At 70.9% G+C, this 18,440-nt stretch carries 16 protein-coding genes; 11 read left to right on the top strand and 5 right to left on the bottom strand.

Going from position 1 to position 18,440, the window contains the following annotated elements:
* Positions 1-53: 53 nt before the first annotated feature.
* The 4 genes from ACFYW3_RS20750 (at position 54) to mutM (ending at position 2,789) form a co-directional block, all read left to right on the top strand.
* Positions 54-755, top strand: a complete 702-nt coding sequence (locus ACFYW3_RS20750; RefSeq protein WP_371591454.1) for a DUF177 domain-containing protein — start codon at positions 54-56, stop codon at positions 753-755.
* 2 nt (positions 756-757) lie between these two features.
* On the top strand, positions 758-931 hold the full coding sequence (gene rpmF / locus ACFYW3_RS20745; RefSeq protein ID WP_053675094.1) for a 50S ribosomal protein L32: 174 nt from the start codon (positions 758-760) through the stop codon (positions 929-931).
* A 19-nt stretch (positions 932-950) separates the two neighbouring features.
* On the top strand, positions 951-1,796 hold the full coding sequence (gene rnc / locus ACFYW3_RS20740; protein WP_389386958.1) for a ribonuclease III: 846 nt from the start codon (positions 951-953) through the stop codon (positions 1,794-1,796).
* A 132-nt stretch (positions 1,797-1,928) separates the two neighbouring features.
* Positions 1,929-2,789 (top strand): bifunctional DNA-formamidopyrimidine glycosylase/DNA-(apurinic or apyrimidinic site) lyase, encoded by an 861-nt coding sequence (mutM, locus tag ACFYW3_RS20735; RefSeq protein ID WP_389386957.1) that lies wholly within the window; start codon positions 1,929-1,931, stop codon positions 2,787-2,789.
* On the opposite strand, the gene ACFYW3_RS20730 is transcribed toward mutM, so the two are convergent.
* Positions 2,762-3,166, bottom strand: coding sequence for a helix-turn-helix domain-containing protein (locus ACFYW3_RS20730; RefSeq protein WP_329442141.1), 405 nt, complete (start codon positions 3,164-3,166; stop codon positions 2,762-2,764). The genes mutM and ACFYW3_RS20730 overlap by 28 nt on opposite strands.
* A 127-nt stretch (positions 3,167-3,293) precedes the next feature.
* Here ACFYW3_RS20730 and ACFYW3_RS20725 point away from each other — a divergent pair, with 127 nt between their 5' ends.
* On the top strand, positions 3,294-3,902 hold the full coding sequence (locus tag ACFYW3_RS20725) for a flavodoxin family protein (RefSeq protein ID WP_351762670.1): 609 nt from the start codon (positions 3,294-3,296) through the stop codon (positions 3,900-3,902).
* A 58-nt stretch (positions 3,903-3,960) separates the two neighbouring features.
* On the opposite strand, the gene ACFYW3_RS20720 is transcribed toward ACFYW3_RS20725, so the two are convergent.
* Positions 3,961-4,962, bottom strand: a complete 1,002-nt coding sequence (locus tag ACFYW3_RS20720; protein WP_389386956.1) for a CAP domain-containing protein — start codon at positions 4,960-4,962, stop codon at positions 3,961-3,963.
* Between the two features lie 140 nt (positions 4,963-5,102).
* Between ACFYW3_RS20720 and ACFYW3_RS20715 the strand changes: the two genes are divergently transcribed.
* The 4 genes from ACFYW3_RS20715 to ACFYW3_RS20700 all read left to right on the top strand — a co-directional run bounded on the left by ACFYW3_RS20715 (position 5,103) and on the right by ACFYW3_RS20700 (position 11,720).
* Positions 5,103-5,384 (top strand): acylphosphatase, encoded by a 282-nt coding sequence (locus tag ACFYW3_RS20715; RefSeq protein WP_351762675.1) that lies wholly within the window; start codon positions 5,103-5,105, stop codon positions 5,382-5,384.
* Positions 5,385-5,734: 350 nt separating this feature from the next.
* Positions 5,735-5,950 (top strand): hypothetical protein, encoded by a 216-nt coding sequence (locus tag ACFYW3_RS20710; RefSeq protein ID WP_030227372.1) that lies wholly within the window; start codon positions 5,735-5,737, stop codon positions 5,948-5,950.
* 231 nt (positions 5,951-6,181) lie between these two features.
* Complete coding sequence (locus ACFYW3_RS20705) at positions 6,182-10,033, top strand: AAA family ATPase (RefSeq protein ID WP_389386955.1); 3,852 nt, start codon at positions 6,182-6,184, stop codon at positions 10,031-10,033.
* Between the two features lie 256 nt (positions 10,034-10,289).
* A complete protein-coding gene (locus ACFYW3_RS20700) occupies positions 10,290-11,720 on the top strand; it encodes a sugar porter family MFS transporter (RefSeq protein WP_351762681.1) in 1,431 nt (476 codons plus the stop codon).
* Between the two features lie 48 nt (positions 11,721-11,768).
* Here the strand turns inward: ACFYW3_RS20700 and ACFYW3_RS20695 are convergent, their stop codons facing one another.
* Positions 11,769-12,755 carry an LLM class flavin-dependent oxidoreductase gene (locus ACFYW3_RS20695; RefSeq protein ID WP_389386954.1) on the bottom strand — a complete coding sequence of 329 codons (987 nt, stop codon included), beginning with the start codon at positions 12,753-12,755 and terminating at the stop codon, positions 11,769-11,771.
* 63 nt (positions 12,756-12,818) lie between these two features.
* Positions 12,819-14,291, bottom strand: a complete 1,473-nt coding sequence (locus ACFYW3_RS20690; RefSeq protein WP_351762687.1) for a cytosine permease — start codon at positions 14,289-14,291, stop codon at positions 12,819-12,821.
* Positions 14,292-14,488: 197 nt separating this feature from the next.
* Between ACFYW3_RS20690 and ftsY the strand changes: the two genes are divergently transcribed.
* Positions 14,489-15,703, top strand: coding sequence for a signal recognition particle-docking protein FtsY (ftsY, locus tag ACFYW3_RS20685; protein WP_351762690.1), 1,215 nt, complete (start codon positions 14,489-14,491; stop codon positions 15,701-15,703).
* An 87-nt stretch (positions 15,704-15,790) separates the two neighbouring features.
* Here ftsY and ACFYW3_RS20680 read toward each other — a convergent pair whose 3' ends face one another.
* Positions 15,791-16,459, bottom strand: a complete 669-nt coding sequence (locus tag ACFYW3_RS20680) for a bifunctional DNA primase/polymerase (protein ID WP_351762693.1) — start codon at positions 16,457-16,459, stop codon at positions 15,791-15,793.
* Positions 16,460-16,868: 409 nt separating this feature from the next.
* Between ACFYW3_RS20680 and ACFYW3_RS20675 the strand changes: the two genes are divergently transcribed.
* Positions 16,869-18,359, top strand: a complete 1,491-nt coding sequence (locus ACFYW3_RS20675; protein WP_351762696.1) for a hypothetical protein — start codon at positions 16,869-16,871, stop codon at positions 18,357-18,359.
* Positions 18,360-18,440: the final 81 nt, after the last annotated feature.

Below are 18,440 nucleotides of genomic sequence, written 5' to 3'. Positions count from 1 at the left end.
GGCGGGTATCCTGGCTGTTCGGTCGCGCGTATGCACCGCGATCCATGCTGCCCGTGAGCGGCAGAAACTTTGATCTTCAGCGATCTGTGAAAGCAGGAACGGCCCTGAATACCCGCCTCGACCACCACAACCCCCTCGTGTTCGACACGCACGAGTTGGGTCGGCGTCCTGGTGCCATGCAGCGGCTGTCCCGTGAGATCGCGGCACCGGCGGACCTCGGTCTCGCCGGCGTCATCGGGGTACCGGAAGGCGCCCCGTTGAAGCTCAGCCTCCGCCTGGAGTCGGTCATGGAAGGGGTGCTTGTCACAGGCACCGCCCGTGCATCGGCCGTGGGGGAGTGCGTAAGGTGTCTGGAGTCTGTCGGGCGCGAGCTCAAGGCGGACTTCCAGGAGATGTTCTCGTACCCTGACGCCGACGACCGGAGCCGCTCCAAGGCGGAACCGGCCGACGACGCCGAGGACGACGAGGACACGCTCTTCCTCGAGGACGGCTTGTTCGACCTCGAACCCCTGCTGCGGGACGTGGTGGTGCTCGCACTGCCGCTGCAGCCGGTGTGCCGAGAAGACTGTCTCGGACTGTGCCCCGATTGCGGGCTCAGCCTGAACGACGACCCGGACCACCACCATGAGGCCGTCGATATCCGTTGGGCGGCCTTGCAGGAACTCGTCGTGACCGATCAGGACGACGAGAAGGACAACATGAGCGGCACTGCATCTGACGGAGTTCAGAGCGCCGCCGAGAAGCAGGAGAAGTAGCCGTGGCTGTTCCGAAGCGGAAGATGTCGCGCAGCAACACGCGCCACCGCCGGTCGCAGTGGAAGGCTGCGGTCCCCAACCTGGTTTCGTGCGAGCGCTGCCAGGAGCCGAAGCTCCAGCACATTGCGTGCCCGAGCTGCGGCACCTACAACAAGCGCCAGGTTCTCGAGGTCTGAGCGGCTGGTGAGAGGCGCAATGTCTGAGCTGTCCAACGCTGAGAAGCAGGCAGACAGTAACAACGCGGCCTCGTCCCACGTGCTTCTGGAAGGGCGGCTCGGGTACCAACTCGAGACCGCCCTTCTGGTGCGTGCACTGACCCACCGCTCGTACGCGTACGAGAACGGCGGTCTGCCCACCAACGAGCGGCTGGAGTTCCTCGGGGACTCCGTGCTCGGCCTGGTGGTCACGGACACGCTGTACACGACCCACCCGGACCTGCCGGAAGGCCAACTGGCCAAACTGCGGGCCGCTGTGGTCAACTCGCGCGCACTTGCGGAGGTCGGGCGTGGCCTCGAACTCGGCTCCTTCATCCGGCTCGGCCGGGGCGAAGAGGGCACGGGTGGCCGGGACAAGGCCTCCATCCTCGCCGACACCCTTGAAGCGGTGATCGGCGCGGTCTACCTCGATCAGGGCCTCGACGCGGCCTCGGAGCTGGTCCACCGGCTCTTCGACCCGCTCATCGAGAAGTCCTCCAACCTCGGGGCCGGCCTGGACTGGAAGACCAGTCTCCAGGAGCTCACGGCGGCCGAAGGCCTTGGTGTACCGGAATACCTGGTCACCGAGACCGGTCCGGACCACGAGAAGACCTTCACAGCTGCCGCTCGCGTCGGTGGTGTCTCGTACGGCACCGGCACCGGCCGCAGCAAGAAGGAAGCGGAACAGCAGGCGGCCGAGTCCGCGTGGCGCGGGATCCGCGCCGCGGCGGACGAGCGGATCGCGGCGGCAGCCGCTGCCGCAGCCGCTCCGGCAGAGGTCGTGGCTCCGGCCGCGGCCGAGGACGGCGGGGCGCCGACGCCCGTCGAACCGTCGCCGGGCGTCTGACCCTTCCTTCGGGATGTTCCCCGCCCCCGCCCCTCTCCGGAGGGGCGGGGGCGGTCCCGTTCCCGGGCACCCGAAGGGCGGCCGGTAGGCTCGGCGGAGCGTCCATACCCGTCGCCCTCCCGGAGGAACACCGTGCCCGAGCTGCCCGAAGTCGAAGTGGTGCGGCGCGGCTTGGAGCGTTGGGTGGCCGGGCGGACCATCGAGTCCGTCGAGGTCCTGCACCCCCGAGCCGTACGGCGGCACCCGGGCGGCGGCGCCGATTTCGCCGCCCGCCTCACCGGGGAGACCGTCGGGGTCCCGCGGCGGCGCGGGAAGTACCTGTGGCTGCCGCTCGTGGAACGGGACCTGTCGGTGCTGGGCCACCTCGGCATGAGCGGGCAACTGCTGGTACAGCCGGCCGGTGCTCCCGACGAGAAGCACCTGCGGATCCGCGTGCGCTTCGACGACGCGACCGGCACCGAGCTGCGTTTCGTGGACCAGCGCACCTTCGGCGGGCTGTCCCTGCACGAGAACACCCCCGACGGGCTTCCCGACGTCATCGCGCACATCGCCCGCGACCCGCTGGACCCGCTCTTCCCCGAAGCCGCCTACCATCTCGCGCTGCGGGCCAAGCGGACCACGGTCAAGCGGGCCCTGCTGGACCAGTCGCTCATCAGCGGGGTCGGCAACATCTACGCGGACGAGGCCCTGTGGCGCGCCCGGCTGCACTACGAGCGCCCGACCGCCACGCTCACGCGCCCCCGGAGCGCGGAACTCCTCTCGCACGTCCGCGACGTCATGAACGCCGCGCTCGCCGTCGGCGGGACCAGCTTCGACAGCCTGTACGTGAACGTGAACGGGGAGTCCGGATACTTCGACCGCTCGCTCGACGCGTACGGGCGAGAGGACGAGCCCTGTCGGCGCTGCGGGACCCCGATGCGCCGTCGGCCGTGGATGAACCGGTCGAGCTACTTCTGCCCGCGCTGTCAGCGACCGCCGCGCGCCTCGTCGTAGGACGCCCGGGCGGCGAGCACCTGCCGCATGTTGTCCTCCACGGAGTGGATCAGGGCGAGCAGCCGGTCGGCGACCTCGTGGCCCAGGGGAGTGAGTTCGTAGTCGACGCGGGGCGGGTTCGTGGGCTGCGCCTCGCGGTGGACTATGCCGTCGCGCTCCAGCGCGTGCAGGGTCTGGGAGAGCATCTTCTCGCTGACGCCGTCCACACGGCGACGCAGTTCGTTGAAACGACAGGCGCCGTCACGCAGGGCGCCCACGGTCAGACTGCCCCAGCGTCCGGTGACGTGCTCCAGGGTTTCCCGAGAGGGGCAGGTGCGGGCGAAGACGTCGAAAGGCAGTTCCGATGCGGGCGCGTCCGTGCGAACAGGGGTCTCCATAGCGCAAGCGTACCCTCGGGTAGCGCTAACTGTCTGCTTGCGCTTTCGAAAAGTTAGTGGTTCTCTTTCCCTCGTCGCCGTCGTGCTCCGACGCGATGCATCGAGCACATCCTTGAGGGAGAACCACATGTCCGACATCACGCCCACCCCCGTCGTCTCGGTCGCCTACCACTCGGGATACGGCCACACCGCGGTCGTCGCCGAGGCCGTCCGGGCGGGAGCCGCCGACGCCGGCGCGACCGTCCACCTCGTCAAGGTCGACGAGATCGACGACGCGCAGTGGGCGCTGCTGGACGCGTCGGACGCGATCGTCTTCGGCTCCCCGACGTACATGGGCACCGCCTCGGGCGCCTTCCACGTCTTCGCCGAGGCCACCTCGAAGCGCTGGTTCGGGGACGTGTGGCAGGACAAGATCGCCGCGGGCTTCACCAACTCCGGCTCGAAGAGCGGCGACAAGATGCACACCCTGCAGTTCTTCCAGACGCTGGCCGCGCAGCACGCGATGAGCTGGGTCAACCTGGGCCTCAAGCCGGGCTGGAACTCCACCACCGGCTCCGAGTACGACCTGAACCGGCTCGGCTTCTTCTCCGGCGCGGCCGCGCAGACCAACTCCGACCAGGGCCCCGAAGCGGTCCACAAGGCGGACATCGCCACCGCCGAGCACCTCGGCCGGCGTGTCGCCGAGCACACCCGCGTGGTCCTGGCGGGCCGCGCCGCCCTCGCCGTCACGCGGTAGTCGCCGTCGCCCGTCGCCCGTTGGTCGCCGGGGTGACGGCCGTCCGGGAGCCGGGCTTCTAGAAGCCGAAGTCCTGGGTCCACCACGGGCCGCCGTCGGCGAAGTAGGCGCCGACGCCCAAGGTGCGGAACTCGCAGTTGAGGATGTTCGCCTTGTGGCCCGGGCTGTTCATCCAGGCCTTCATCACCGCGTCGGCGTCGCCCTGACCGCGGGCTATGTTCTCGCCGCCGAGGCCGGAGAGGCCCGCGTTGTCGGCCCGCTTCCACGGGGTGTTCCCGTCCGGGTCGGTGTGGTCGAAGAAGCCCCGTACGGCCATGTCCTTGCTGAAGGCGCCCGCCAGCGTCGCGAGCGGCGGGTTCGCCCGGACCGGGCCACAGCCCGCCTGGGCACGCTCCTGGTTCACCAGGGTCAGGACGGCCGCCTCCTCGGCGGAGTGCCCGCCGGAGGGCGCGGGCGCGGTGGGCTTCGGCGCGGGGGCCGAAGGCTCACTGGTCGGCGCCGGCTTGGGGTCCGGCTTGGGCTCGGGCTTCGGGGCGGGGGCGGCGGGCTTCTCCGGCTCCGGCTCCGGCTTCACGGGCTGGGGCTTGACGGGCTGGGGCTTGACCGGCTGGGGTTTCACGGGCTGGGGCTTGACCGGTTCCGGCGCCTTCGTCGAGGCGGAGGGCCTCGGCGTCGGGGACTGCGTCGTCGGCGTGGGCGTGGGTGTCGGCGTAGGTGTGGGAGACGCCGAGCCCGAGGGGGACGGCGACGACGGCCGGGTCGGCGTGGCGCTGTCCGGGGCGGCGGGCGTGGAGGCGCGGCCCTGCAGACCGGCGAGACCGCCCTGCCCCTGTACCGCGTTCTCGTCTCGGGCGGACGGCGAGGCCTTGGCCTCCGTCTTCGCGCCGGCGTCCGTCCCGACGTACGGGAACGAGCCGCCGACCGGGACGATGCCGGTCGTGACGACCGCCGTCGTACCGAGGACCAGCGCCACCGGGACGCCCACGATGCCGATGCGCACGGCGGTGCCGCGCTTGCCGCCGCCGCGGCGCGGCGGAGCGGGGAGTTTGTGGCGTCCCATCGGCGTCGTGCCTTCCTTGCGATCCTTCAACGATCAATCTTTGCTCGCCCAAACGGATGAGCTCATTGGAGCGGGACTGTACGCCATGGGGCCCGGGGGGCGATGTGCCGCGAATCGGACGCCCCGGTTAGCGTTCGGGCATGAATGAAGAAGTCCGGCTGACCGCATGGGTGCGCGGCCGTGTACAGGGAGTGGGCTTCCGCTGGTTCACCAGGGCCAATGCTCTGGAGATCGGCGAGGTGGTCGGCTTCGCGCTCAACCTGGACGACGGTCGAGTACAGGTCGTGGCCGAAGGTCAACGTGAGAATTGCCACCGGCTGCTGGACTGGTTGCGCTCGGCCGACACGCCCGGCCGGGTGGACGGGGTGACAGAGATCTGGGGCACACCGCGCGGTGGCTACGAGGGATTCGCGATCCGATGACGGATCGGCTGATCATGCACTGATCAGATCTCTGGATGGTCGACACACGGTCGGAACTGCGCATTCGTCGCGGAGCCGTTGCCGTCGGTCGCGATTCGTGGAAGGCTCGGAGACGAGGATGATCTCCGCGCCGCAGGCGAGCGCCGGGCCGCCCGCCGATACGGGGCGTGATCGTGTTGACCGTCAAACTTTTTGGTGAGACGCTGGAAGCCCCGCGCACCTGAGCTGTTTGGCAGTGTTGGCAGTAGTAAGCGCAGTGACTGTCAGTCGCTGCCGGACATCCGCGGGTGCGATTCCCTCACGACCCACACCGCTCTCGGTCGGTCACTCAGTGTGGAGGACCATCCATCATGGCAAAGGCGCTTCTCGGTTACGTCGGCGGTTCCGACCCGCGACTCCTCGCCGAGATGCGACGGCTTCAGCAGCGCGTCCAGGACCTCGAGTCCGAGCTCGGACGAATCCAGTCCGAGAACGACGCACTGAACGCGGCCGCCGCTCAGCACGGAGACTCGCTGCTCGACAGCATCGACCTCGACGTACCCCAGGCGGAGCCTGCGCTCACCTGATCCGCGCTTCACTCGTCGCTCGATTCCAGCCCCGTTTGATCTGCAAGGGACGCTCCGGCGTCCCTTCTTTCTTGTACGGCCGGCTCCTCTTCGCACCGCCGGCCCTTCACCCGCCGGCCGTCCCGCCCGGGCCCCACCATTGGGCCAGGTGGGGGGGTTGATTCCTTTGACGTCTGATCTGCCCTGCACCTTCATGGGTGAAACCGAACGTGAAAGGTAGAGTCCGGCGGCGTGCACCTCAAGTCCCTGACCCTGCGCGGCTTCAAATCATTTGCTTCCGCGACCACCCTGCGCTTCGAGCCGGGGATCACCTGTGTCGTCGGCCCGAACGGATCGGGCAAGTCCAATGTGGTGGACGCGCTGTCCTGGGTCATGGGCGAACAAGGGGCCAAGTCCCTGCGCGGCGGGAAGATGGAAGACGTCATCTTCGCCGGCACGACGGGCCGCCCGCCCCTGGGGCGCGCCGAGGTCTCGCTGACCATCGACAACTCCGACGGCGCGCTGCCGATCGAGTACGCCGAGGTCACCATCACGCGGATCATGTTCCGCGGCGGGAGCAGCGAGTACCAGATCAACGGCGACACCTGCCGGTTGCTCGACATCCAGGAGCTGCTCTCCGACTCCGGCATCGGTCGCGAGATGCACGTCATCGTCGGGCAGGGCCAACTGGACTCCGTACTGCACGCCGATCCGATGGGCCGCCGCGCCTTCATCGAGGAGGCGGCCGGCGTACTGAAGCACCGCAAGCGGAAAGAGAAGGCGCTGCGCAAGCTCGACGCGATGCGGGCCAACCTCGCGCGCGTGCAGGACCTCAACGACGAACTGCGGCGACAGCTCAAGCCGCTCGGGCGCCAGGCGGCGGTGGCCCGCCGGGCCGCCGTGATCCAGGCCGACCTGCGGGACGCGCGACTGCGGCTGCTCGCCGACGACCTGGTCACCCTGAAGGGCGCGCTGAACGCGGAGATCGCGGACGAGGCGGCGCTGAAGGAACGCAAGGAGGCGGCCGAGCGGGAGCTGGCGGGCGCGCTGCGACGCGAGGCCGAGCTGGAGGAGGCGGTACGGGAACTCGCGCCCCGGCTGCAACGGGCCCAGCAGACCTGGCACGAACTCTCCCAGTCGGCCGAACGGGTGCGCGGAACCGTTTCCCTGGCGCAGGCCCGGGTCAAGAGCGCTTCGGCGCCGCCGGAGGACGAGCGGCGCGGCCGCGATCCCGAGGAGATGGAGCGCGAGGCGGCGCGGATCCGTGAGCAGGAGGCCGAACTGACGGCCGCTCTGGAGGCGGCCTCACGGGCGCTGGAGGACACCGTCGAGCACCGGGCGGAGCTGGAACGTTCCCTCGCCGACGAGGAACGGCGGCTGCGGGACGCGGCGCGGGCCATCGCCGACCGGCGCGAGGGGCTGGCCCGACTGACCGGCCGGCTCGGCGCGGCCCGGTCCAGGGCGGGCGCGGCGCAGGCGGAGATCGAACGGCTGGAGGCGGCGCGGGACGACGCCGAAACCCGTGCGGCGCGGGCGCAGGCGGAGTACGAGGCGTTGGCCGAGGAGGTCGGAGCCCTCGACGACCCGGCCGTCGACGGGGAGCACGAGGCGGCGCGGACCCGTCTGGCGGAATCCGAGGCAGCCCTGTCGGCGGCGCGCGAGGCGTTGACCTCGGCGGAACGCTCCCGGGCGGCCGTGGCGGCCCGCCGGGACGCCTTGGCGCCGGCGCTGCGACGCAAGGACGGCACGGGCACCTTGCTCGGCGCGCGCGAACGGCTGGACGGGCTGCTCGGCCCGGCGGCCGAACGGGTGACGGTGGCGCCGGGGTACGAGGTGGCGGTCGCGGCGGCGTTGGGGGCGGCGGCCGACGCGCTCGCCGTGACCTCGACGGCGGCGGCGGCGCACGCCATCCGGCACCTGCGGGACACGGACGCGGGGCGGGTCACCTTCCTGATCGCCCCGGCGTCCGCGGCCGTCCTGCCAGGGCAGGCCGCGGATCCGGAAGGGCGGCCGTCGGGCGAGGGGGGTGTGCCGGGGCAGAGCGCCGGCCCGGGCGCGCGCGCCGTCCAGGCCTCGACACCCGCTTCCGTCCATGCCCCGGCTCCGGCTTCGACACCCGCTTCCGCCCCGGCCCCGGCCGAGGCCCCGGCCTCGCCCTCGGCTTCCGCCCCGGCCCCGGCTTCCGCCCCGGCCCCGGCTTCCGCTCCGGTGGCGGATCGCCCCGCCCCGGTCGCCGCTCACGTGCCCGCGCCGGCCGCTCCGCAGTCCGTGCCCGCCCCGACGACGGTCGGATCGCGCACGCTCGGGGTGCCCGCCGGGAGCCTGGTGACGGGGGACCCCGGCGTGGTCCGGGCCGTGGCGTGGGCCCTGCGGGAGTACGTCGTCGTCGCGACCCTGGGCGAGGCCGAGGCGCTGATGGCCGAGCGGGCCGACCTGGTGGCGGTCACCGCCGGCGGGGACGTCCTGGGGACACATCTCGCGCACGGGGGTTCCGCCGGGGCGCCGAGCCTCATCGAGGTACGGGCCGCCGTGGACGAGGCCGCGGCCGAGCTGGCGCGGTTGGAGGAGGAGTGCGCCGAGCTGGCCGAGGCCAAGGAAGGCGCCCACTGCGACCGGCAGGACGCGGTCCGGTTCGTCGAGGAGCTGGCCGAGCGGCGCCGGGAGGGCGAGCGGGCCAGGGCCGGGGTCGCGCAGCAGTTGGGTCGGCTCGCCGGACAGGCGAAGGGCGCGGCGGGCGAGGCCGAACGGGGCGCTCTGGCCGCGGCCAGAGCGCAGGACGCGCTGGAGCAGGCGCGCATCGAGGTGGAGGAGTGCGCGGAACGGCTGGCCGTCGCCGAGGAGATGCCGGTGGACGAGGAGCCGGACACCTCGGCGAGGGACCGGCTCGCCGCCGACGGGGCCAACGCGCGACAGACCGAGATGGAGGCGCGGCTCCAGCTCAGGACCCACGAGGAGCGGGTCAAGGGGCTGGCCGGGCGGGCGGAGGCGCTCGACCGCGGCGCCAGGGCCGAGCGCGAGGCCAGGGGCCGTGCCGAACGGCGCCGGCAGCGGCTGGCGCACGAGGCCGAGGTGGGTCGGGCGGTGGCCGACGGGGCGCGACAGCTCCTGGCCCATCTGGAGGTGTCGATCGGTCGTGCCGAGGCGGAGCGCGCCGCCGCCGAACAGGCCAAGGGGGTGCGTGAACGGGAGCTCGCCGAGGCCCGCGGCCGGGGTCGCGACCTCAAGGGAGAGCTCGACAAGCTGACCGACTCCGTGCACCGGGGCGAGGTGCTCGGAGCCGAGAAGCGGTTGCGGATCGAGCAGGTCGAGGGCCGTGCCCTGGAGGAGTTCGGGGTGGAGGCCGCCGGGCTGGTGGCCGAGTACGGCCCCGACCAGCCGGTGCCGCCGTCACCGGCCGCCGAGGGCGAGGAGCTGCCGCAGGACCCGGAGCACCCGCGGAACCGGCCGGGACCGTACGTCCGGGGGCAGCAGGAGAAGCGCCTCAAGGCGGCCGAACGCGCCTACCAGCAGTTGGGGAAGGTCAATCCGCTGGCGTTGGAGGAGTTCGCGGCGCTGGAGGAGCGGCACAGGTTCCTCAGCGAGCAACTGGAGGACCTGCGCAAGACGAGGGCCGATCTGCTCCAGGTCGTGAAGGAAGTCGACCAGCGGGTCGAGGAGGTGTTCACCGAGGCCTACCGGGACACGGCACGTCAGTTCGAGGGGGTGTTCTCGCGGCTGTTCCCCGGCGGCGAGGGCCGGTTGATCCTCACCGACCCCGACAACATGTTGACCACCGGCGTGGACGTCGAGGCGCGCCCGCCGGGCAAGAAGGTCAAGAGGCTGTCGCTGCTGTCGGGCGGCGAGCGCTCGCTGACCGCGGTCGCGTTGCTGGTGTCCATCTTCAAGGCCCGACCCAGCCCGTTCTACGTCATGGACGAGGTCGAGGCGGCCCTGGACGACACCAATCTGCAGCGGCTGATCCGGATCATGGAGGAGCTCCAGGAGAGCTCGCAGCTGATCGTGATCACGCATCAGAAGCGCACGATGGAGGTCGCCGATGCCCTGTACGGCGTCTCCATGCAGGGAGATGGAGTGTCCAAAGTGATCAGTCAGAAGCTCCGCTAGAGACCTTCATCGTTCAATAGATGAACACAAAGCCTCTCCTGTTCGCTCGTTCGCTGGCATTCACCTGAGTGAAACGAGTTCTTCATCCTCTATTGACTTCAGGAAGTGAACTCATAAGCTCTCCTCTGTCGCCTGGATGTTCAGGTGGTGGTGCACTGTTTGATGTGTCCCACTGTGAGGAACACGATCAGGCGACGACACGAGTACCAACTTTCCCCACGCTGCCCGCCGTCGGCGCCGGGCCCAGGAGCGCACCTTGACCAGCACAGCGAACGCACCCGCGGCAGGCGGGGGAGGCGCGGGCCACCCCGACCACCTCGGGCACGTCATCTTCATCACCGCGGCCGCCGCCATGGGCGGTTTCCTCTTCGGCTACGACAGCTCCGTCATCAACGGCGCCGTCGAGGCGATCCGGGACCGCTTCGACGTCGGCTCCGCCGCCCTCGCCCAGGTGATCGCCGCCGCGCTGATCGGCTGCGCCTTCGGCGCCGCCACCGCCGGCCGCATCGCCGACCGCATCGGTCGCATCCGCTGTATGCAGATCGCCGCCGTCCTCTTCACCGCGAGCGCCCTCGGTTCGGCCCTGCCCTTCGCCCTCTGGGACCTCGCCACCTGGCGCGTCATCGGAGGCTTCGGCATCGGCATGGCCTCCGTGATCGGCCCCGCCTACATCGCCGAGGTCTCCCCGCCCGCGTACCGCGGCCGGCTCGCCTCGTTCCAGCAGGCCGCGATCGTCATCGGCATCGCCGTCTCACAGCTGGTCAACTGGGGCATCCTCAACCTCGCCGACGGCGACCAGCGCGGCGAGATCGGCGGCCTGGAGGCCTGGCAGTGGATGCTGGGCGTCATGGTCATCCCGGCCGTGCTCTACGGTCTGCTGTCCTTCGTCATCCCGGAGTCCCCGCGCTTCCTCGTCTCGGTCGGCCGCATGGAGAAGGCCAAGACGGTCCTGCGCGAGGTCGAGGGCGACCGCATCGACGCCGACGCCCGGGTCCGCGAGATCGACAACGCCATCCACTCGGAGCACAAGTCGACCTTCAAGGACCTGCTCGGCGGCCGCTTCGGCTTCCTGCCGATCGTCTGGATCGGCATCGGCCTCTCCGTCTTCCAGCAGCTCGTCGGCATCAACGTGATCTTCTACTACAGCTCCTCGCTGTGGCAGTCGGTCGGCATCGACGCGAGCTCCTCGTTCCTGTACTCCTTCGAGACGTCCGTCGTGAACATCATCGGTACGGTGATCGCGATGCTGCTGGTCGACCGGATCGGCCGCAAGCCGCTCGCCCTCATCGGCTCCGTGGGCATGACGATCTCCCTCTCGCTCGCCGCCTGGGCCTTCTCCTTCCGGTCCGGCAGCGGAGACGACATCACCCTGCCGCACACCCAGGGTCTGGTGGCCCTCTTCGCCGCCAACTTCTTCGTGCTCTTCTTCGCCCTCTCCTGGGGCGTGGTGGTCTGGGTGCTGCTCGGCGAGATGTTCCCGGGCCGCATCCGCGCCGCCGCCCTCGGTGTGGCGGCCGCCGCCCAGTGGATCGCCAACTGGGTCATCACGGTCACGTTCCCGTCGCTGTCGGACTGGAACCTGTCCGGCGCCTACATCATCTACGCGTGCTTCGCCCTGCTCTCGATCCCGTTCATCCTCAAGTGGGTGCCGGAGACCAAGGGCAAGGCGTTGGAGGAGATGGGGTAACCACCCCCGCCAACACCCCCTCTCCTCTTCGACAGGTACTGCCCCCGCTCAGCTCGTGAGCCGGGGCAGTACCTGTTCGCACAGCAACTGCAGGCTGCGCCACCCCTCGTCGACGGGCATCCCGCCGCACAACGGATGCAGCACCAGGTTGCCCGCCTCGCCGGCGGCCCGGGCGTGGGCGACCGCCTCGTCCGGAGTGAGGATCCGGTACACACCCTCCGCGCGCAGCTCGGACACCGAGTGGGCGCCCGACCGCACGGCGCTGACGATGTCCTTGGACTGCCAGGACGCGTACATCCCGGCCTCGTGCAGGAAGTGCTCGCCGTACTCGGCCCAGGCCCGGTCGGGATCCTCCGAGATGTGCAGCAGCGGCGTCTGCGCGGCGGGCATCATGCAGAAGCCCTCCGTGCCGTGCTCCGCGAGCTGTTCCCGGTAGTACGCCTCCAACTCCGGCAGGTGGGCGCTCGGGAAGAAGGGCAGCCCCAGCCGGGCCGCACGCCGCGCCGCCGCCCGTGAACTGCCTCCGACCAGCAGCAGCGGGTGTGGCCGGGTGAACGGTCGCGGGGTGACCCGTACGGTTCGGCCGCGGAAGGAGAACGGCTCGCCGGTCCACGCCTTCAACAGGGTTTCCAGCAGCTCGTCCTGGAGCCTGCCGCGCCGGCCCCAGTCCACTCCGTGCTGCTCGTACTCCTCGGGCCGGTACCCGATGCCGGCGACCGTGACCAGGCGGCCGCCGCCCAGCAGGTCGAGCACGGCGATGTCCTCGGCCACCTTCAAGGGGTCGTGGAGCGGGCCGATGATCGCGGAGACGGTGACCGCGATACGACGGGTGGCGCCGAAGACCGCGCCCGCGAAGATGAAGGGCGAGGGCATCCAGTTGTTCCCGGTGCCGTGGTGTTCCTCGGTCTGGACGGTGTCGATCCCGCGGTCGTCCGCGTACCTCGCCATCTCCAGCGCGGCCTTGTACCGGGCGGAGAGGGATTCCGGGGTGCCGTTCGGGTCGACGAGGTTGAAGCGGGCCACGGTGATGGTCATGGAGAAGTCCCCCTTCGCCGGATGTGGGTGGGTGGGCGAAGGGGGACGTTAGCTGACGTGGCGTCAGTTGCCCAGGGTTCCGGCGGGCACCGGCTCCTCGGCCTCGACCGGGGCGCTCCCCGCGACCGCGGTGCGGGGCAGGACGGCGTACAGCACGCCCGACGTGAGGATGCCCGCGACCCAGCCCAGGCCGTTCTGCCCGATCCAGGTCGAGGCGAGCGGGCCGGCGAACCAGTCCACCTTCGTGAACAGCAGCCCCACCACCAGGGCCACGCCCCAGGCCGTCATCGCCTGCCAGGCATAACCGCCCTTGTACCAGTAGGCACTGCCGGCCGTGGTGTCCAGCAGCGCCCGCCCGTCGTAGGACTCGCGTCGCAGCATGTCCACGCCGAAGACGCCGATCCACGCGGAGAAGGCCACGGCCAGCAGCGTCAGGAAGGAGATGAAGGAGCCGAAGAAGCTCGTCGCGACGACCATCAGCAGGAACCCGAAGACCAGGCTGATGACCGCGTTGACGCTGACGGCCCAGGCGCGCGGCACCTTGATGCCGAGGGTCTGCGCCGTGAACCCCGCCGAGTACATCGACATCGAGTTGATCAGCAGCATGCCGACCACCGCGATGAGCAGGTACGGGACCGCGATCCAGGTCGGCAGCAACTCGCCGATGAAGGAGACCGGGTCCTGGGCGGAGGCCAGGTCGGGGGTGCCGACGGCCATCACCGCGCCCATCAGCACCATGGGCAGGACCACGATCCCCGCGCCGCCGATCGTCGCGCCGACCATGGCCTTGGAGGACGCGGTCCGCGGCAGGTAGCGGGTGAAGTCCGGGCCCGACGGGACCCAGCTGATGCCGCCGGCGGCGATCGTGCCGATGCCCGCGATCATCATCGCGGTGGACCCGGCGGGCTTGTCGAGGACCGCCGCCCAGTCGGTGTCGACCACCAGGTAGCCGAGGACGAGCACGCTGAACGCGCCGAACAGGTACGTCGACCACTTCGAGCACACGCGCAGCGCGTTGATGCCGAGCCCGGAGACCACGAAGGTGCAGCCCACGAAGAAGAGCAGGGTGACGACGATCAGCGCGGTGTTGCTCTTGATCCCGAAGACCAGGTCGAGGACGGTCAGCACGGCGTAGGCGCCACTGACCGCGTTGATGGTCTCCCAGCCCCAGCGGGCCACCCAGATCAGCGCGCCGGGGAAGAGGTTGCCGCGCTGCCCGAAGACGGCCCGGGAGAGCGCCATGCCCGGCGCCCCGCCGCGCTTGCCGGCGATGGATATCAGGCCGACGATCCCGTACGAGAGGACGGGCGCGGCGATGGCGACGACGAGCACCTGCCAGATGTTGAGCTTGTTGAAGATCACGAGCCCCGCGCCCATGGTCAACAGCAGCACGCTGATGTTGGCGGCGACCCAGGTCGGGACGAGTTCGCGGACTCGGCCGCCGCGTTCGTCGTCGGGTACGGGTTCCAGTCCGCGGGTCTCGACCGCCGTCTCCTGGGCGGTCTCCGTCGCACCGGCAGTGGGCTTGGCAGGCATGCACTACTCCGTGGGGATGTGGGGGGAGTGGTACATCATCGTAGTTTCGCCGCGAAAATCACAAATAGCGGAGTAATGCCCGGTGGGGAGTGCCGAAGGGCTCGCCGGCGAAGGCCGCACCGCATCCGGCCATGCTCCGCGGCGCCGCCCGCGCGGGTCCGCCCGCGCCGCGCGCCGTGGCCGATACTGGTGGGGTTATGGACATCCTCATTCTCGCTGTAGTCATCGCCCTGGTCGCGGTCGGCGTGGTCGGCGGGCTCGTGGTCGGCAGCCGCAAGAAGAAGCAGCTGCCCCCCACGGCACCGCCCGGCCCGCCGACCATCACTGCCCCGCCCGCCGAACCGCAGGTGGGGGAGGACGCCGCCCCCACCGCGGAAGAGCCGCGCCGCACGATCGAGGAGGTGACCCTTCCCGAGGCGGAGGCGGCCACCGATTCCCCGGTCGCCGTCGAGGACCCCGTGGTCGCGGCACCCGAGATCGAGGTGCCCGAGCCCACCGCCGGCCGCCTGGTCCGGCTGCGCGCACGGCTCTCCCGTTCGCAGAACTCGCTCGGCAAGGGGCTGCTCACGCTGCTCTCCCGCGAGCACCTCGACGAGGACACCTGGGAGGAGATCGAAGAGACCCTCCTCATCGCCGACGTCGGCGTCGTGCCGACCCAGGAACTGGTGGACCGGCTCCGCGAGCGGGTCAAGGTGCTCGGCACCCGCACCCCCGCCGACCTGCGCACCCTCCTGAAGGAAGAGCTGCTGACCCTGGTCGGCACCGACTTCGACCGCGCCGTCAAGACCGAGAGCGGCGTCGACACCCCGGCCGTCGTGATGGTCGTCGGCGTCAACGGCACCGGCAAGACCACCACCACCGGCAAACTGGCCCGTGTCCTCGTCGCCGACGGCCGCAGCGTCGTGCTCGGCGCGGCGGACACCTTCCGTGCCGCCGCCGCCGACCAGCTCCAGACCTGGGGGGACCGGGTCGGCGCCCGGACCGTGCGCGGCCCCGAGGGCGGCGACCCGGCGTCGATCGCCTACGACGCCGTCAAGGAGGGAATCGCCGAGGGCGCGGACGTCGTACTGATCGACACCGCCGGTCGGCTGCACACCAAGACCGGGCTCATGGACGAGCTCGGCAAGGTCAAGCGCGTCGTGGAGAAGCACGGTCCGCTGGACGAGGTCCTGCTCGTGCTGGACGCCACCACCGGCCAGAACGGCCTGACCCAGGCGCGCGTCTTCGCCGAGGTCGTGGACATCACCGGCATCGTGCTGACCAAGCTCGACGGCACCGCCAAGGGCGGCATCGTCGTCGCCGTCCAGCGCGAGCTGGGCGTCCCGGTCAAGCTCATCGGTCTCGGCGAGGGACCCGACGACCTGGCTCCCTTCGAGCCGGAGGCGTTCGTGGACGCCCTGATCGGCGACTGAACGACCCGCTCCGCGGCCCCGCCGCCGTACGCGTGACGGTGCCCCCGCATCCGACCGGATGCGGGGGCACCGTCACGCGTACGGCCTTCAGCGCCGCAGGCGGTGGCAGATGTACGCGAGCGTCCCGAGCAGCAGCCGGGCCTGTGGCGGTCCGTCCACGCAGTCGAGCGCGGGCGGCCGCAGCCAGCCGGCCGGGCCGAGCCCCGCGCGGTCGGAGGGCGGGGCGGTGAGGAAGGCTCCGTGGCCCAGGGCCCGCAGGTCGAGATCGGCGTCGTCCCAGCCCATCCGGTACAGCAACTGCGGCAGCTCGGTCGCGGCCCCGGGGGCCACGAAGAACTGGGCCCGGCCGTCCGGGGTGACGGTGACCGGGCCCAGCGGGAGCCCCATCCGCTCCAGTCGGACCAGCGCGCGCCGGCCGGCCTCCGCCGAGACCTCGATGACGTCGAAGGACCGTCCGACGGGGAGCATGATCGCGGCGCCGGGGTACTCGCCCCAGATCTCGGTGACCTCACCGAGGGTGGCGCCCGCCGGGACCGTGGGTGCGAAGTCCAGCGGATGCGCCCCGGGCGCACCGCAATTCGTATGACCGCAGGAACACTCGGCGCCAGGCGCCGCCGCCCGGGCGCCCGGGACCGTCTCCCAGCCCCACAGGCCGGTGTATTCCGCCACCGTCGTGCACTCCGAGGTCCGGCCGCGGCGCCGAGCGCCGGAAAGGAACTCCTTGGTGCCGCGGCTGCCGCCGATCGTGAAGCCCATGCCCATGCCCCCTCCAACGGGTCGAACGCGTCGGTGGTTACGACGTCGGCGAGACCTCCTGTCGGCCGGCCCCGGGAGCCACTCCGGGAGGGGGTTGCCCGGCGCACTCCTCGCCGCGCGCGCCCCCGGTGCACTCCCGTCCAACCATTGCGTTTCGCCTGCCTGTCAAGTGAATCGCGCCTGGCTGGTGGCGAGTTCATTCGAAGGGGTGGCGAATGGTGGCGTTTCCGGGATCGACCTCGCGGAGCGGGTGATCGTAGGATTACTTTCGGTACACGAGCCCGGAGGGCAGACCCGTTCGTGGGTATGCCGGAGGCAAAGCGTGAAGGACCTGTGAAGGTCCCCGGTCGCGCCTGCGCTCCGAGCCAGGGTCTCGTGATGAGGATGCTGAACGGATGGGGGCGTTCCTGTGAGCGGCAACGGCGCAAGCGGAACGAGCGAGTCGACGGAGGCTGCCGATCGCAATGAGCAGCTGACCTCCTGGTTCGTCCGCAGTGGCTGGTCCAAGGGCGAGCTGGCCCGCCAGGTCAACCGCCGGGCCCGCCAGATGGGCGCCCACCACATCAGCACCGACACCTCGCGCGTCCGCCGATGGCTCGACGGCGAGCAACCCCGCGAACCCGTCCCGCGCATCCTCTCGGAGCTGTTCTCCGAGCGCTTCGGCTCCGTCGTCGCCATCGAGCAGCTCGGCCTGCGCACCGCCCACCAGACCCCCTCCGTGTCCGGCGTGGACCTGCCCTGGGCCGGCTCGCAGACCGTCGAGCTGCTCAGCGAGTTCTCCCGCAGCGACCTGATGCTGGCGCGCCGGGGCTTCCTCGGGACCTCGCTCGCCCTCTCCGCGGGCCCCGCGCTCATCGAGCCCATGCAGCGCTGGCTCGTCCCGACCCCGGCCGCAGACCCCGGATCGCGTACCGAGGGCGGCTCGGCGGGCGGCCACCGGCCGCCCCGGCTGTCCGAACCGGAACTCGACCTGCTCGAGGCCACCACCGTGATGTTCCGCCAGTGGGACGCCCAGTGCGGTGGCGGGCTGCGCCGCAAGGCCGTCGTGGGTCAGCTGCACGAGGTCACCGACCTGCTCCAGGAGAACCACCCCGCCCCGATCATGAAGCGGCTCTTCAAGGTCGCGGCCGAGCTCGCCGAGCTCGCCGGCTGGATGAGCTACGACATCGGCCTGCACCCGACCGCGCAGAAGTACTTCGTCCTCGCCCTGCACGCGGCCAAGGAGGGCGGGGACAAGCCGCTCGGCTCGTACATCCTCTCCGGCATGAGCCGTCAGATGATCCACCTCGGGCGCCCCGAGGACGCCCTGGAACTCATCCACCTCGCGCAGTACGGCAGCCGCGACTGCGCGGGCCCCCGGACCCAGGCCATGCTGTATGCGATGGAGGCTCGCGCCTACGCCAACATGGGCCAGCCCAGCCGTTGCAAGCGCGCCGTCCGGATGGCCGAGGACACCTTCTCCGACGTGGCCTTCGGCGGCGAGCCCGAGCCCGACTGGATCCGCTTCTTCTCCGAGGCCGAGCTGAACGGCGAGAACTCCCACTCGTTCCGGGACCTGGCCTATGTCGCCGGCCGCAGCCCCACCTACGCCTCCCTCGCCGAACCCGTCATGGCGCGGGCCGTGGAGCTGTTCGCCAAGGACGACGAGCACCAGCGCTCGTACGCGCTGAACCTCGTAGGGATGGCCACCGTCCACCTCCTCCGGCGCGAACCCGAGCAGGCCGCCGGCCTCGTCGACCAGGCCCTGGACGTGGCGCGAAAGGTGCGGTCCGAACGGGTGAACACCCGGCTCCGCAAGACCGTCGACCAGGCCGCGCGTGAGTACGGCGACGTCGCCGAGGTGGTCCGGCTGACGGACGTCCTCGCCGCACGGCTCCCCGAGGCCGCGGAGGCCGTCTGACGGCCCTGACGGCCGTCCCCCAGGCACCGGCCGCGGCAACGGACCCCGTGAAGCCCGATCAGGCTCCCCCAGCCAGGTCTC

The organism is Streptomyces sp. NPDC002602 (genome assembly GCF_042889445.1).
GTDB lineage: Bacteria > Actinomycetota > Actinomycetes > Streptomycetales > Streptomycetaceae > Streptomyces.
This window is presented reverse-complemented; position numbering and strand designations above follow the sequence as displayed.